We start from the raw sequence: 16,256 nt of genomic DNA on the forward strand, positions 1-16,256 counted from the left end.
TGGTTCTTCGATTGTTGAGTCAGCTGTGTCCTCAGCTTCATTAAAAAGGGAAAGTTGGTCTGGATTGGTTTTCTCGCTGGAAGAACCGAATCGTTGTTGCTGGCTTAGGCGAAATTGCTCCTCATACCATTTTAATTTAGCCTCCAACGCTTCCTTTTCCAATTGTAGCTTTTCAGTACGTTCCTTATAATATTCAATTGCCTTTGATGATTGCGCCGTGTTTTCCATACCTTCATTATAAGGGAAGGAATCCGACTTGCCTAGTCGAATTCCCATTTTCCCCATATTTCATTTATTATAGGATAGTACGCGCTTTAACTTCATGGTGTGCCTGCTTTTGTTCGAGTGGTAATCCGTCTAACAACCAGCGTAATTGCCGTGGACTAATGCGCACGGCACCGGATTCTTTTTCGGATAGCCATCGGAATGTTCCGCGTTCCAACCGACGATAATACAACCAAAATCCATTATGTTCCCATTGAAGAATTTTGAGCTTATCGCGTTTTCGATTACAGAAAACAAAGACGCTTGGTGAAAAAGGGTCGAGATCAAAGCATTCCTTTACAATAACGGCTAAACCATCTATAGACTTTCGGAGATCCGTACTTCCGCGGGCTAAGTAAACCCGTTCAATTGGAGCATTCGTTAACATTGATTCTGCAACACATGGACAATATCAGATAATAAGGCCATATTAGCTCCTTGACGTACTTCAACTGAAATGGCTCCGAAATGAATGAATACAGGTTCTCGGCCAGTAGTGACATTGATCGGCTCTTCATCAACTTTGACTGTCAGCCATTGGGTTTCAGATAATTCCTGTTCGGGTGCTTCATAATCGAATTTCTGTATCCAATAATACATTTGATGATCTTTAACACCTTGTTTACGACACCACTCGGCCACACTTAACCCACTTGCTTTCCAGGCATCAAACCGCATTTTCCATTCTATTCTTTTGTCTGCTTGGGTCATTGCAAAACCTCCCGAATTAATTTCTAAGGAGATTATCGCATGATAAGCTCATGAATCATAGGTGGGTAGTACTTGACGCTTACATCTTTAATTTCTATGTGGATGTACAAACGGGTACCACATCCAAACGAAAAAATCTCCAAAAGATGATTGAAGATGCTAAGGCTAAAAAATTCGATGTTATTCTTGCCAAGGAACTATCGCGATTAGCACGTAACGGTGAATTATCTTATCAAATTAAAAACTTGTGTGAAAACCAAGGAATTCACATCATCACGTTAGACAATGCCATAAATACCTTGACCGGTAATACACATATGTTTGGCCTTTATGCTTGGATGTATGAGCAGGAATCACAAAACACAAGTAATCGTGTAAAGGAATCGGTTAAATCCCGAGCCACAAAAGGGCTATTCAGGGGTTCCATTCCACCATATGGATATGAACTAAGGGATGGCAGGCTTTTTATAAGAAATGATGAAACACCTAGTATCGTTAAAAGGATTTACGATGAATACCTTGCTGGTTCCGGACGTGTAAGTATTGCAAAACGATTGTATAACGAAGGAATAAGAACACCTGCTCAGGTGTCAGGAAGGTCAAATGCTAGTGACAAATGGCATGATACCACACTGCGATTAATCCTAACTAATCCTCATTATGTAGGTGATCTTGTTCAAGCCAAAACAGCCACCGTCAGTGTAACAAACAAGAAACGTAAAATTCAGCCTAAAGAGGAACAAATTATAATTCCAAACACCCATGAGGCTATAATTCCGAGAGACGTTTTTGATGCGGTGCAACACCAAGTAAAGCTTAGAAAAAGATATATCACTGCACCAAAACTACATTTGTTCACTAATATTCTTTTCTGTTCCGATTGTGGCTCCGGTTTGTGGTATCGAGCCAATAGACAAGGATATATTTGCGGTAGTTATTCTAGGCACGGTAAAAAGGCCTGTAGCAAACATAATATTAAAGAAAGTTTGCTTATCGATACAATCATATCCGACATAAAGATGTTAATTGAAAAAATTAACAAAGAGAATTACATCAAAGAATTACAAAGCAAGACCGAAAAATCAAAAACGAAACTACAAAGGAAAGCTGAAAAATATACTAAACAAATTGATGTACTTAAAGCCCGAAAACGAAAGTACATTAAGCTGTTGGCGGATGATCAAATAACCCAAGATGATTATCTCGAAATAATTGAATCCGACAATGCTGAATTAGCTATGTTGGTGGAGAAAAAAAGTGAATTACTATTCTCATCAGAAAGTGAACAGGTTTTTGAAAGTATTAAAAAGCTAAAAAAAGAGCTTCTTCAATTTCTGAATTTCGACGAATTAACACCAGAAATGTTGCACCGATTAATTAGTCGTATCGAAGTAAAAGAAGATAGTACACCCGTAATTCACTATCGATTCAACCTACCAAGATTTGAATAGAAGCAAAGAACCTTAATCGGTTCCTGCTTCCTTTTTAACTATCTGCGAGACGCACTCAACGTGCCCAGTCATCGGAAACATATCAACAGGCTGCACCTCCTGCGTATCATACCCGCCATCCTCCAAAATCCGCAAATCCCTCGCCAGGGTACTTGGGTTACACGACACATACACAATCCGCTTCGGCTGCATATCCGTCATCGCCTTCAATAATGCCTCATCACAGCCTTTTCGTGGTGGATCAACGACAACAACATCCGGTTTTAGCCCTTGCGCCTTCCACCATGGCATTACCTTCTCTGCCTCTCCAACGAAAAATTCTGCATTGGTAATGCCGTTTAGCTTGGCATTCTTTTTCGCATCGCTAATCGCCTCAGGAACAACCTCTACACCATACACTTTCTTAGCCTGTTGCGCCAAAAATAACGCTATCGTTCCAATTCCACAGTATGCGTCAATTACAACATCATTGCCACCAATTTGTGCATATTCAAGGGCCTTATCATATAAAACTTTGGTTTGCACCGGATTCACCTGATAAAATGACTTAGCTGAAATAGCAAAAGTCAGGCCACCAATCCGATCGTAAATATATTCCTCGCCCCAAAGCAGTTTCGTTTTTCGGCCTAAAATAACGTTTGTCCGCTTATCATTGATGTTTTGCATGATGGATTTCATATTAGGAAATGCCTTCGTCAACTCTTCTACCAAAACATCTTTATTCGGCAGTTTTTCTGTCCGTGTAACAAGTACGACCATGATTTCATTTGTTGCTTGTCCCGTCCGCACCATGATATGCCTTAATACACCACGATGCTTTTCCTCGTTATATGCCCCAATTCCAAGCCGGTTCGCAATGTCTCTGACAGCCTTCACTACCTCATTGATTACATCGTTATGTGTGATACATGTATCTGTATTCTCAATAATGCGGTGGCTCCGTTTCTGATAAAACCCTGTGATAAGTTGGCCGTCCCTTTCCCCTACAGGAATCTGCACTTTGTTACGGTAGTTTAGTGGATTCTCCATGCCAATGATCGGATGTATCGGGATGTTTTCCAAATGGGCAATTTTCTTCATCGCGTTTTTTACATGATTTTGTTTCATCTCCAGCTGCAGCCGGTAACTCATATGCTGGAGGCCGCATCCATTACAATGAACATCACATGCTGGCTCTACTCGCTCGGGACTTTCCTTCGTTAGTTCCAGAAGCTTGCCAAACCCATAATTCTTATTTACTTTAACCACTTTTATCTTTGCTTCCTCACCGGGAAGTGCATTTGGGACAAATAATGGATAGCCATTGATTTTCCCTACACCATTTCCTTCATGGGTCAGATCTTCAAATGTCAGGGTAATAGTCTCGTTCTTTTTCACTGGTGCTGTCTGCTTCGGCATTGTTATCTTCCTTTACGCTCGTTTATGTTATGCTTATCATCTTATCATATCTTGTTTCGATTTTATAAAAATACCCTTTTTGTTCACAAACGAACGAAAAAGGGATTAATGCTACATGTTTATTTTTATATGGGTTTTAATGTATGTTCATCATAAAACACATTTCTTAAAGTAAATTCCTTTGGTGCAGAAAAAATCCGTCTAACTCTTGCAATACTCCCCTTCTCTACACTAGGAGTATAAGGATATTCCAGCTTTAATTTTCCGGAAAAAATCCAAGGGTACAGTTTAGCTTTTGGCTGTCTATTCCCTACATACTCAATAACTGCTGCCAACTTGGTTAATTTATCAAGTTGTTTACTATCCAGGTTATCGATTGCTTTTTCATCAAAATCCAATTCGTTAAAATACATTTCATACTTCGAGGAATATAGATCAATCAGCAGGTTTGTAAGGGAAAAATTAAAATCATCCGCGTTTATTATATCGAAAACTCTTTCCAATCCTTATTCAAGTCCCTTCCAACATAATTTAGAAACATTTTTTGCCTATCCCTTAAATGCCTTCTACCAACATATTTATCGTATAATTCAATGATTTCTTCTAATGTTTCTATTTCAAGATAGTTCACCAAATATTCCACATCCATAAAATCCCTGTATGGTTCAGGGCGGGCAAATAATATTTTCATTGCCAGCATTTGCTCAGCACTTGGTGCTAATACCTTAAGATTTTTAAACTGATATACTTCTTTTAAGTGTTCATCCTTCATATATTTTAATGGTTCTCTGATATCCTGATTAATCCAGTCTTCAGCTAAGCCGTACGTTTCTGCTATATCGATTAAGATAGTGTCAATAAGAGGAGATGTATCGAATAATGCATCAATATCTTTTGTCGCAGGTCTTGCATCAAAACAAGCCATCATAACCGTTCCACCATAGATATTTAACGTAAGTTCCAACCTGTTTTCCTCAAGCTTCTCATCTAAAACTTCCAATACTTCCAAAAAGAGCTCCTTTGTTATTTTTCCCATGTTACTATCTCACATCCTTTTAATTAAGAAAAGCGGAAGCGCCCGTTTAGCAACGTACAAACTGGAGCACTCCGCAATGAGATAAAGGAAACATGCCCCTGCAAAAGGGGTATGCCGACGTTGGGCGCAAAGCCCGTTCTTAGTCGGCCTTCCTTCCTACCCGAACCGATGTTGACTTATCGTAGTGAAGGAGTGTGAAGTTTGCTTGGCTTTAGCGCTGGAGCTGGACATGGCCAACTCTGACGTAAGCAGAATAGAGCCTAAATTTTTATACTTTCTTTACTTAGGACATAAAGCTTATCGCTCAAATACATTTCTCCATCTATTATAACAGAATAAGCCACCGATATGCTGTCAATTTACCATATAGGTAATGTCGCAAAACACTACAAAAAAATGACTGCCGATCCATCAGCAATCATTCTTCTTCACAAATTCATCTGGAACAAACAATTCCACATGCTGTTTTAAATTGATAAACTCACCAGGTAGAAGACCACCAAATTCACCATCAATATTCAACTGCATTTTTTCGTCTGTCTCGACTTTAATATGCCTTGCTTTCGTGTAGATCACATTTTTATGATCAAGGTGGGCCCCTCTTAATGCCAATGTTGCAACACGAATAAATTCTGCCAGATTGGTCTTTTTTAAAATAATCACATCAAAGTAGCCATCGTCCAGTTTGGCAGTTGGGGCTAGTTTTTCGAATCCACCAACCGAATTCGTATTGGATATGAGAAATAACATAATATCGTCTTCCAGCACTTCTCCATCATATTCGATTCGGACATTGGTTGGCTTAAGAGAAGGAAGCATTTCGATCCCTTTTATGTAATATGCCAACTGTCCCAGCATTGTTTTTAATTTACTTGGTACGTCATACGTTAACTCGGTAAGCTTGCCGCCGCCAGCGATATTAATAAAATAATGTTCGTTTACCTTGCCGATATCAAGTGGAATTGATTGATCGTTAAGAATGATATCAACAGCCTTTATGATGTTGCGAGGAATACTTAATGCTCGCGCAAAATCATTCGTTGTCCCTACAGGTATGATACCTAGTTTTGGGCGGTAATCCTGTTCTCCCAGCCCATTTACGACCTCATTAATCGTTCCATCTCCACCAGCGGCAACTACTACGTCATAGCGACGCTCGACAGCTATTTTGGCAGCTTTAATCGCATCGCCTTCACATGTTGTCGCATGTGTCGATGTTTCATATCCAGCTACTTCAAATCGTTCCAGCACATTTGCCAGTTCCTTTTTAAATGCTTCTCGTCCAGATGTAGGATTGTAGATGATCCGGGCTTTCTTCATTATATACCCCTCCATTGCATCGACCGTTTCTATATCGTTTGTCCAATAAACACGTCACACTTTTTTTCATACAACCATTATCATAGCCCTTTTTCCCCTTTTTGAAAAGGTTCTTATAAAATTTCCCGAAATAAAAAGACCATCCCAATAGCAAATAATGCTTGAGATGGCCGAGAATACGCTAGGAAACGTTAACGCTTATCCATTTCTTCTTTCAAAATTTTATTAACCATTGGCGGGTTTGCTTGTCCCTTTGTTTGTTTCATCACTTGTCCAACCAAAAAGCCTAATGCGCGATCCTTACCGTTTTTATAGTCAATAATCGATTGTTCATTCACATCCAAAATTCCGGTAATAATTTCCTTGAGCTGACCTTCATCGGAAATCTGCACAAGCCCTTTCTCTTTGACAATTTTCTCCGGGTCACCGCCCTTATCAACCAATTCGGCAAAGACTTTTTTGGCGATTTTCGATGAAATCGTACCATCCTCGATAAGTTTAATCATTTTGCCAAGTGATTCCGGTGTGAGTGCCAGATCATGCAATTCTTTCTGGTGCTTGTTCATATAGCCGGAAATTTCACCCATCAGCCAGTTCGATGCCTGTTTGACATCAGCCCCATACTCAACTGTTGCTTCAAAAAAGTCGGCCATTTCCTTTGCGCCCGTCAAGTTTGCTGCATCATACTCGGATAAGCCAAGTTCATCGATAAACCGTTTTTTACGTTTATCCGGCAACTCTGGGATTTCCCCGCGGATCCGCTCTTTCCATTCTTCATCAATATATAATGGTACAAGATCCGGTTCTGGGAAATAACGATAGTCATCGGAACCTTCCTTAACCCGCATCAAAATCGTTTCTTTGGTCTTCTCATCATAGCGGCGGGTTTCCTGTAAAATTTCTCCGCCTGACAGTAAAACCTTTTCTTGGCGTTTTTCTTCAAATTCAAGCCCTTTTTGTACAAAGGCAAACGAGTTTAAGTTTTTCAACTCTGTTTTAACCCCGAATTCCTCTTGTCCAATGGGCCTAATCGACAAGTTGGCGTCACATCTTAAGGATCCTTCCTCCATCTTACAGTCAGAGACACCAGTATATTGAATAATATTTTTCAATTTCTCAAGGTACGCATATGCTTCCTCCGGAGAACGCATATCAGGCTCTGATACGATTTCAATTAACGGTGTTCCCTGCCGGTTGAAATCGACCAGTGAATATCCGTCATCGCCATGAGTTAGTTTCCCTGCATCCTCCTCCAAATGGAGACGGGTAATACCAATCCGCTTCGTCTTTCCACCTACTTCAATTTCAATCCAGCCATGTTCCCCGATCGGCTGATCGAATTGCGAAATCTGATAGGCCTTCGGGTTATCCGGATAAAAATAGTTCTTCCGGTCAAATTTCGTATCTGTTGCAATTTGACAGTTTAGTGCCATTGCTGCTTTCATCGCAAAGTTTACCGCCTCTTCATTCAAAACCGGCAACACACCCGGATATCCCAGATCGATCGGGTTCACGTTCGTATTCGGGGCAGCTCCAAATGCATTCGGGCTGGGACTGAAAATTTTAGAAGCTGTTTTTAACTCGACATGTACTTCGAGTCCAATGATTGTTTCGAAATTCATTTGCTTGCACCCCCTAGCTGAGGTCGTTTTGTATGATGATCGGTTGCCTGTTCAAACGCATGAGCTGTCCGGTAAACCGTACCTTCGTCAAAATATTTACCGATAATTTGCAGACCATATGGCAATCCGCCTTTTGATAGCCCGCATGGTATCGAAATTGCCGGTACACCAGCCAAATTAACCGGGATTGTCAAAATATCATTTGTATACATCGTTAGTGGATCTTCCACTTTCTCGCCAATCTTAAATGCTGGTGTTGGTGTGGTTGGCCCGATAACAACATCATAGTTTTTAAAAATTTCATCAAAATCGTTTTTGATTAATGTACGTACCTTTTGTGCTTTTTTATAAAATGCATCATAATAGCCAGATGACAATGCATAGGTTCCAAGCATGATGCGGCGTTTCACTTCTTCGCCAAAGCCTTCGCTGCGGGAAAGCTTGAACATGTCCAGCATGTCTTTCGCATTTTCGGAACGCACGCCATAACGCACGCCGTCAAAACGGGCCAGGTTGGCAGATGCCTCTGATGATGCAAGTAAATAATAGGTTGCAACCGCGTATTTCGTATGTGGGAGCGAAACTTCTTCCCACTCAGCACCTAGTGATTCGTAAACTTTTAAGGCATCCATTACCGAATCCCTAACTTCCGGGGAAACACCTTCACCAAGATATTCCTTTGGCACGGCAATTTTTAATCCTTTTATATCACCTGTCAGGCTTTCCGTAAAAGCAGGCACATCGACATTCGCGCTTGTAGAATCCATTTTGTCCTGACCAGAAATAACTTCAAGTACGCGGGCATTGTCCGCAACATTGCGGGTAATCGGGCCAATCTGATCGAATGATGAAGCAAATGCAACTAGTCCAAAACGCGACACACGGCCATACGTCGGCTTTAAGCCGACAACACCACAAAATGCTGCAGGCTGGCGGATTGAGCCACCAGTGTCAGAGCCTAATGCATAAACGACTTCACCAGCAGCAACAGCAGCAGCTGATCCACCACTGGAGCCACCTGGAACATAATCGGTATGCCACGGGTTGCGTGTTGGTTCAAAACTTGAATTCTCATTCGATGATCCCATCGCAAACTCGTCCATATTTGTTTTACCAATCTTCACGGTTTTTGCCTCATCAAGTTTTTCAATCACTGTTGCACTGTACAATGGGTCATTAAAATTCCGTAAAAATTGACTTGCACACGTCGTTCGAAGTGCCTTTGTAACAATATTATCTTTAATCCCGCCTGGTATGCCAAATAACGGATGTACTGTGAAATCAGGAGTCTCCGTGTCTAAAGCTTTTGCCTGATTGCGGGCATTTTCTTCATCCAATGTTAAAAATGCTTTTACCTGATCATCGACTTCCGCTATCCGCTTGTAGGATGTATCGACTAAATCGCTCACTGCAATTTCTTTATTATGTAGCTTTTGTTCCAATTGCTTTATACTGTTATCAAACAATGACATGTACTTCCCTCCCTATTCCAAAATCGACGGTACGCGAAAATAGTCACCTTTTTTATCTGGTGCATTTTTCAGCGCTTCCTCTTGGGTAATCGTCTTTTTAGGCTCATCTTTACGCAGGACATTTTTCAAATCCAATACGTGGGTAGTCGGTTCTACACCAGTTGTATCCAGTTCATTTAATTGTTCTGCATATTCAAGAATCGAACTTAATTGCTTGGTAAATCGTTCTGCCTCTTCATCTGTTATCGCAAGTCGAGCCAAATTGGCAACATGTTTTACTTGATCGCTTGAAATATCCGCCATTTTCACACCTCCTGTAGTACTCTTACAATACTATTGATAATAGCAGAATTCGTTGACTATAGGCAACTGATCGGCCAATTTTACTACACAAAAAAACTTCACACCTCACTATTCTAACCAGCCTGACAAAGGAATAGCCTGGGAAAGGTGTGAAGTGTGTTTAAAAGAACTTGTTATTCGTTTAATTTCGCTAATGTCTCATCGAATTCCGCTTCAATTTCAGCCGATGGTTTTTCCAGCAAACTTACAATGATTGTAACAATTAGATTAAACAAGAAGCCGGGAAGTATTTCGTATAAATCGAAAATTCCACCTGACAAAAATCCTCCCCAAACAATAACGGTTGCAGCACCAACAATGATTCCTGCCAGTGCACCATTGCGAGTAATCCTTTTCCAAAATAAAGATAACAGGATAATTGGCCCAAAAGCAGCCCCAAACCCAGCCCAGGCATAACTTACCAGTTCCAACACCGAACTCTCCGGATTTAAGGCAAGCAAGGCAGCAATGATGGCGATGGCTAGCGTGGCAATTCTGCCAACCCAGACAAGCTCCTTATCTGATGCCTTTTTACGGAAAAGTGCCTTGTAAAAATCCTCAGCCACCGCAGAAGATGATACAAGCAGCTGGGAGTCAATGGTACTCATGATGGCGGACAAAATTGCCGCTAACAGGACACCTGCCACAATCGGGTGGAATAGAATCTGGGAAAATGCGATAAAGATTTTTTCCGGGTCAGCAAGTACTTGCAACCCGCCCTCTGTTGTGACATCAATACCAAACTTCCCTAAAACAGATACATCCTGCGTACTGATAAACGCAAGACCGACAAAACCGGTAAAGATTGCTCCATAAAGCCCCAAGATCATCCATGTTGTCCCGATTAAACGAGCTTTCGGAACGTCTTTCGCTGATCGTAATGCCATAAACCGGACAATAATATGCGGCTGTCCAAAATAGCCCAATCCCCAGGCAACAGAGGAAATAATTGCGAGCAGGCCAACCCCTTGTACCATGTTCAGGTGGGTGGGATCGATCTGGCCAACAGCTTGAACCGCTGCATCCCAGCCCCCCATTTGATTGAGGGCAACAATCGGAACAACGATCAATGCCAGGAACATTAACAGCCCCTGGAAAAAGTCTGTCCAGGCTACAGCCAGGAATCCTCCTAGAAGTGTATATGAAACAACGACAATCGTGCCAATCCAAAGGGCAGTATGATAGGATAAGCCAAATGATGCCTCAAACAGCTTTGCCCCGGCTACCATACCTGATGATGTATAAAATGTGAAGAACAGTAATATGACTAATGCGGAAATTATCCGCAGCATATGTGATTTATCTTTAAAACGGTTTTCCAGGAAGTCTGGAACTGTAACCGAGTCATTGGAAACTTCTGTATACACACGCAGACGTTTTGCAACAAATTGCCAGTTTAAATAAGCACCTATCGAGAGGCCTATTGCCATCCAAGCTTCTGATAGGCCTGAAGCATAAATCGCCCCTGGCAGACCTAAGAGCAACCAGCCACTCATGTCCGAGGCCCCTGCACTTAAGGCTGCAACACCCGCACCAAGCGAACGCCCGCCCAGAACATAATCCGCTAAATTATTTGTTCTAAAATACATGATAAGACCGATAACAAGCATGCCAATCAAATAAACAATAAAGGTAACCAATGTTTCTATTTCCATAATCGAATCACTTCCTCTCTGTAAATAACGTTACAATGGATAATAAAATTAACAGTGGCATTGGAACAAATATCCAAAACCATGTAATACCCGCAATCGCATACTCTGTCTCTTGCATCTTGACACTCCTTTCTGAATAATTCACAAATATAAAATTAACATAATAGTACTTTTATAATAGCATATACTACGATCCAATTCATCATGTTACTTTTTACGACCGGGTTAGCTTATTACCAGAAACAAAAAAAGGCCCGAAACAGCTTTCCACACCGTTTCAGGCAAATCATAGTAATAGGGTAAAAAAAGATCAAACTGGTTAAATCTTAAAAATAAGTGTTGCTGATTGAAAGAACGCTAGGTTCTCTGTCAAAATGAGCCAAGTCTGATGAATCTTTATCAAAGGTTAAGAAAAAGCCAGCTACTAACAGGGTTCCTAGGATTGCACTTGCAAAAAACTTTTTCATGTAATCCCCCCTTTATAGAATAGTTAATTGCTCATAAGCAGAATTAGCTAGCTTATAATACTTTGTCGCATTCTTATATTGATGCGAATTTTCGTAATGCTCCGCTAGCATTCTTGCATAGATCACTAAATTTATATAATCCTTGTGTTTCTTTAAATATGGGATAAACTCATTAATCACTATGTTTTCAAACTTTTCATGTTCACCATTAAGGGCAAAATAATACGTATACATAACATAATAATATAATTTGTATGGATCCATATTGCCGAATTGCTTCATCAACTCGAATCCCTGATTTACTAACTCTTTTGCCTTTTCAAAGTTTTGTACATTATAATATTCGTTAACTATTGATGCAACAGCGGCAAACCTTTCAACTATGTGGACTTCATCATCGTCAATTATTGCCCTAAAAAACTTTATTGCTTCTTCTTGTTGCCCTTTAGTTGAATATAATACTCCTAAGTTCTGATTTACTAATTGAATAATTTGCTTGTTCTTATTCAATTTCCCCAAATGCTTAGCCAGATTATGATTCTTAATCGCCTTATCATACATCTTAAGTCTGCGATAAGATATACCAAGCATAATATGGCATTGTGCACATCGTAAAAAGTTATAATTCCTTTGGAAAACATCTAATGCTTTATTCGCATACTCAATCGAATCCAGCGTATTTCGCAGTTTGCTGTGTGTTACCGAAATTGTGTACTGCAAGTCAGCAATTTCACTTTCAGCCAGTTCAAGATGATTTAACTTTTCTTCTGCTAGCTTATACATCCGCATCGCTTGGTTAAACTCACCAACCTGGGAGTTATAGTTCCCTTTAAACTTATACCAATAAAACTGATGTAAACTATCAAACGTGCTTGATAAATCAGCAAGGCTGTTAATTTGTGTCAATGCTGCTTCATATCGGCCTAATATTAAGAAGTATCTAATCTTATGTATCTCAAACATTACCATGCTTTCCGAATGCGTGTCTTCCATCAATGCCTCAAGCTCGTTGTAACCTCTTTCAATTTCATCCTTGTCATTGACCTCAAATAGCTGGCTGTACCACTCCTGGCACTTATTCTTAATGGTAATGTCCTTTTCATTATCAAGCTGAATACCAAGCCGTGTGCATAGTAAGCTGATAACTTCCGGGCTTGCTTCGGTTTTCCCATTTTCAATCTTGGATAAGTAGGCAAAAGATACAATTCCTTCAGCAAGTTCTGCTTGGGTCATTTCCTGTTTGATACGGTGTAATTTGATATAAGAACCAATTTCCATCTATTTACCCACCTCACTAACAGAATCCGAAAAGGCGTTACATGATATTTCTATACTTATATAATAGCATGAATTTCCAAAAATTCATATTGGGAAAGTTGAGGGGTATTTTGGGCGATTATCCATCTAAAAACTTGCCTACTTTCCTAAAATGAGGAAAGTTATGCAAAAAAGAGACCTTTTTCTGCATTATTTTACCAGAAAAAGGTCTTGTGTAATTTTTTTGTTAAATTGTGTCTATTTACTCACAACATTTCAGATGTGGTTTTTCCTTGCATATGTTGGATTAGGTAATCCGGACCACCGGCTTTGGAATCTGTACCGGACATATTAAAACCGCCAAATGGCTGATAACCAACAATAGCCGCTGTACAGCCACGGTTAAAGTATAAGTTACCGACATGGAAGTCCTCGCGAGCCTGTTCCAGGTGTACGCGATTATTCGTAATGACTGCACCAGTTAGCCCATAATCCGTATTGTTGGCAATTTCAATTGCATGGTCAAAATCCTTAGCCTTGGTTAATGCAACAACAGGGCCAAAGATTTCCTCTTGCATGATGCGTGCTTCCGGATCAACATCAGCAAATACGGTCGGGTTAATAAACCAGCCTTTACTATCCTCGCCTGTACCACCGACAAGCAGTTCGCCTTCTTTTTTACCGATTTCGATGTAGCTCATAATCTTATCATATGCACCTTGATCAATGACAGGGCCCATAAAGATATTGGAAGGATCTGAAGTGTTACCGACCGTTAATTTCTTTGTTAACGCTGCAACACGGTCTTTCACTTGATCATAAACATCTTCATGAATAACCGCACGTGAACATGCTGAACATTTTTGACCGGAAAAGCCAAATGCAGATTGCACAATCGATTCTGCAGCAAGCTCCAAGTCTGCTTCTTTATCCACAACGATAGTATCTTTCCCACCCATTTCAATGATCGTCCGTTTCAGCCATTTTTGACCATCCTGTACGACCGCGGCACGTTCGAAAATACGTGTTCCCACATCACGGGAACCGGTGAAGCTTACGAAACGTGTACGAGGATGATCAACTAAATAATCCCCAACTTCGCTTCCTGGTCCGGGAATATAGTTGATAACACCTTTTGGCATACCTGCTTCTTCTAATACTTCCATTAATTTATAAGCAATAACTGGTGTTGTACTTGCCGGCTTTAGGAGTACTGTGTTTCCGGTAACCATTGCGGCAACCGTTGTACCAGTCATAATCGCAAAAAGGAAGTTCCATGGGGAAATAACAACACCAACTCCCAACGGAATATAATGAAATTGATTATGTTCGATCGGGCGGCTGTTTACTTCGGCACCATCTTTTATTTTAAGCATTTGCCGGCCATAGTATTCCATGAAATCAATGCCTTCTGCAACGTCAGCATCCGCTTCTTTCCAAGGTTTTCCGCCTTCTTTAATCAAGTGAGCAGTGAATTCCAGTTTGCGGCGACGGACAATTGCGGCTGCTCGGAACAAAATATCTGCACGAAATTTTGGATCTGATTTTCTCCACGTTTCAAATGTTTCATCGGCAACCTTCATCGCTTTTTCGGCTAATTCCTTATTTGCTTTGGATACATAGCCGATTATTTCTTTTTTATTAGCAGGGTTTACCGAAACAATTTTATCCTCGGTAGTAATGCGTTCACCGCCGATAATTAACGGATATTCCCCGCCAAGATCAGCTTCAACCTGCTTAATAGCTTCCCGTATAGCTTGCTTATTTTCTTCTACCGAGAAATCCGTAAAAGGTTCATGTTTATATGGTACTACTGCCATTAAAAAAACCTCCTTAAATTATCCTGTGACTCCGTTTTCAGTAAAATATGGGATGGAGTATGTCCATCCCATATTTTACCCGAACTCTGTAAACAGTTCAATCATTAGAAATGATCTAATGAAAAATATGAACAGTAGGATCATCAACGCCAGCGCTACGATAAATCAAACTTTCTGTTTCATTATTTGCGGTGACTTTAACTTCCAGATCATAATATTTTGGGAACATTTCCTTTATCAGGCCATACGCGTATTGGGTGAACCCGATAACCTCCCCTTTTCCGTAAAATTCAATAGGGATTTCCAGTGTCAGCTTTTTTAAATCTTTATTAATATAAAACCCTTCTCCGATGACACCAACATAGTTAGGGAAAAATTGCTGAATTTCTTTTCCGAAGTCTTCCACAAGCTTGTTATCATCAAAGTATTTCTCCGCAGATTGTTCATTTGGAAATAAAACATAGTCTTCCTTGATGGCTTCCCAATCGTCAATTGCCGATTCGCCCCCATTTACAACGGTTTTGGCTACGTAGTTTCCAGGTACAGGTGAACCTTGGCCTTCTTCACGGTACAAGCCGATCATAACCGGAACGTTTTGTAATCCATCTATTTTCCGAATACGTTCCAGGACAGTTTTTGCCATCTCTTTCCCATGCTCAAGCATTCGTTTTTCTGAAATTTTTTCATAATAGTATGGACCGTCTTTTTTCTTTTGAAAACGATATTCTGACTTCAAGGCAAGTCCAATAGAAATTCCTACTAGTTCAGCACTATTATCTTCCTTTTTCTTCAAATAATCCTGCTCCAGAATATGGGATAGGTATGTCGGATTTTTCCTATTTGCTTCCTCACTATACTCATCGTCATCTGCAAGTTGAGGGTTCAAACCAAGCTGCAGATCCTGTTTAACCTCTTCTATTTCGTCTTTACTTGCTTTTCTGCCCTTTCCTAGTTCCAGCGATTTAACCTTGTCCTTGGCTGCTTCATTTAATTGTTCCTTTGTAAGTGATCTGCCCAGCCATTTATAAACCATGTCTTCTTTTAAATATTGGCCTTCCTGAAAATAATACTTTTTCGGGTCGTAAACGGATTTGGAATGGCGCCTTAGTCCTTCCTCCATTTCATCGATATCGAGGCGATTCCCCATTTGATTCGTTATAACTCCTCTGGCGGCACTGGTTTTGTATGGCATGATCATTTTATAGGTTTCCTCAGACAATTGATAGCTTGGGACAATGGATTTTTCCTGATTTGCCTGTTCATTCTTTTTTTGAACTACTTCATCCTCATTCATTTTCGGTGCACAGCTCGCAAGTAAAAGCAGCGTGCAGAGAAGACTTACACATAATTTCTTCACGATTTCAACTCCCTAATTCTAAAGCGTAAGCGCCCGGTTAGCGGCGTATGTGCTGGACTGAACCGTAGGAGATAAAGGAAACAC

The 16,256-nt window shown here is 40.4% G+C and carries 16 protein-coding genes; 1 reads left to right on the plus strand and 15 read right to left on the minus strand.

Translation table 11 applies throughout. The annotated features are described in order from the left end of the window. From IEX12_RS14615 to tnpA, 3 genes are all read right to left on the minus strand, one after another. On the minus strand, window positions 1–228 hold a 228-nt coding region (locus tag IEX12_RS14615), incomplete at its 3' end, for an IS66 family transposase (RefSeq protein WP_188725437.1). 67 nt (window positions 229–295) lie between these two features. After that, complete coding sequence (gene tnpB, locus IEX12_RS14620) at window positions 296–652, minus strand: IS66 family insertion sequence element accessory protein TnpB (protein ID WP_102414971.1); 357 nt, start codon at window positions 650–652, stop codon at window positions 296–298. Continuing rightward, the gene (gene tnpA / locus IEX12_RS14625) at window positions 646–975 is read right to left on the minus strand and encodes an IS66 family insertion sequence element accessory protein TnpA (protein WP_088049256.1); all 330 of its coding nucleotides are present in this window, start codon (window positions 973–975) and stop codon (window positions 646–648) included. The genes tnpB and tnpA overlap by 7 nt, the downstream gene beginning before the upstream one ends. A gap of 50 nt (window positions 976–1,025) precedes the next feature. Here tnpA and IEX12_RS14630 point away from each other — a divergent pair, with 50 nt between their 5' ends. After that, on the plus strand, window positions 1,026–2,426 hold the full coding sequence (locus IEX12_RS14630; RefSeq protein ID WP_188725422.1) for a recombinase family protein: 1,401 nt from the start codon (window positions 1,026–1,028) through the stop codon (window positions 2,424–2,426). Window positions 2,427–2,438: 12 nt separating this feature from the next. Here the strand turns inward: IEX12_RS14630 and rlmD are convergent, their stop codons facing one another. The 12 genes from rlmD to IEX12_RS14690 all read right to left on the minus strand — a co-directional run bounded on the left by rlmD (window position 2,439) and on the right by IEX12_RS14690 (window position 16,172). Next, window positions 2,439–3,824, minus strand: a complete 1,386-nt coding sequence (rlmD, locus tag IEX12_RS14635) for a 23S rRNA (uracil(1939)-C(5))-methyltransferase RlmD (protein ID WP_188725423.1) — start codon at window positions 3,822–3,824, stop codon at window positions 2,439–2,441. Between the two features lie 125 nt (window positions 3,825–3,949). Then, window positions 3,950–4,327 (minus strand): hypothetical protein, encoded by a 378-nt coding sequence (locus tag IEX12_RS14640; protein ID WP_286171170.1) that lies wholly within the window; start codon window positions 4,325–4,327, stop codon window positions 3,950–3,952. Further along, window positions 4,306–4,860 carry a DUF6036 family nucleotidyltransferase gene (locus tag IEX12_RS14645; RefSeq protein WP_088053294.1) on the minus strand — a complete coding sequence of 185 codons (555 nt, stop codon included), beginning with the start codon at window positions 4,858–4,860 and terminating at the stop codon, window positions 4,306–4,308. Before IEX12_RS14645 ends, IEX12_RS14640 begins: the two co-directional genes overlap by 22 nt. 411 nt (window positions 4,861–5,271) lie before the next feature. After that, a complete protein-coding gene (locus IEX12_RS14650) occupies window positions 5,272–6,180 on the minus strand; it encodes a diacylglycerol kinase (protein WP_088053293.1) in 909 nt (302 codons plus the stop codon). Between the two features lie 191 nt (window positions 6,181–6,371). Continuing rightward, the gene (gene gatB, locus IEX12_RS14655; protein ID WP_088053292.1) at window positions 6,372–7,802 is read right to left on the minus strand and encodes an Asp-tRNA(Asn)/Glu-tRNA(Gln) amidotransferase subunit GatB; all 1,431 of its coding nucleotides are present in this window, start codon (window positions 7,800–7,802) and stop codon (window positions 6,372–6,374) included. Then, window positions 7,799–9,274, minus strand: a complete 1,476-nt coding sequence (gatA, locus tag IEX12_RS14660) for an Asp-tRNA(Asn)/Glu-tRNA(Gln) amidotransferase subunit GatA (protein WP_088053291.1) — start codon at window positions 9,272–9,274, stop codon at window positions 7,799–7,801. Before gatA ends, gatB begins: the two co-directional genes overlap by 4 nt. A gap of 12 nt (window positions 9,275–9,286) precedes the next feature. Beyond that, the gene (gene gatC, locus IEX12_RS14665) at window positions 9,287–9,577 is read right to left on the minus strand and encodes an Asp-tRNA(Asn)/Glu-tRNA(Gln) amidotransferase subunit GatC (protein ID WP_088053290.1); all 291 of its coding nucleotides are present in this window, start codon (window positions 9,575–9,577) and stop codon (window positions 9,287–9,289) included. 173 nt (window positions 9,578–9,750) lie between these two features. Beyond that, window positions 9,751–11,271: a sodium/proline symporter PutP gene (gene putP / locus IEX12_RS14670; RefSeq protein ID WP_088053289.1), complete on the minus strand. Its 1,521-nt coding sequence runs from the start codon at window positions 11,269–11,271 to the stop codon at window positions 9,751–9,753. A 326-nt stretch (window positions 11,272–11,597) separates the two neighbouring features. Continuing rightward, window positions 11,598–11,738 carry a hypothetical protein gene (locus tag IEX12_RS14675; protein ID WP_188725424.1) on the minus strand — a complete coding sequence of 47 codons (141 nt, stop codon included), beginning with the start codon at window positions 11,736–11,738 and terminating at the stop codon, window positions 11,598–11,600. 12 nt (window positions 11,739–11,750) lie between these two features. Beyond that, window positions 11,751–13,016, minus strand: coding sequence for a helix-turn-helix domain-containing protein (locus tag IEX12_RS14680; RefSeq protein ID WP_102415851.1), 1,266 nt, complete (start codon window positions 13,014–13,016; stop codon window positions 11,751–11,753). A 245-nt stretch (window positions 13,017–13,261) separates the two neighbouring features. Next, on the minus strand, window positions 13,262–14,815 hold the full coding sequence (gene pruA / locus IEX12_RS14685) for an L-glutamate gamma-semialdehyde dehydrogenase (RefSeq protein ID WP_102415852.1): 1,554 nt from the start codon (window positions 14,813–14,815) through the stop codon (window positions 13,262–13,264). Window positions 14,816–14,930: 115 nt separating this feature from the next. After that, a complete protein-coding gene (locus IEX12_RS14690) occupies window positions 14,931–16,172 on the minus strand; it encodes a CamS family sex pheromone protein (protein WP_188725425.1) in 1,242 nt (413 codons plus the stop codon). Window positions 16,173–16,256 lie beyond the last annotated feature (84 nt).

It is taken from the genome of Lentibacillus populi (genome assembly GCA_014642895.1).
Taxonomy (GTDB): Bacteria; Bacillota; Bacilli; order Bacillales; family Amphibacillaceae; genus Lentibacillus_C; species Lentibacillus_C populi.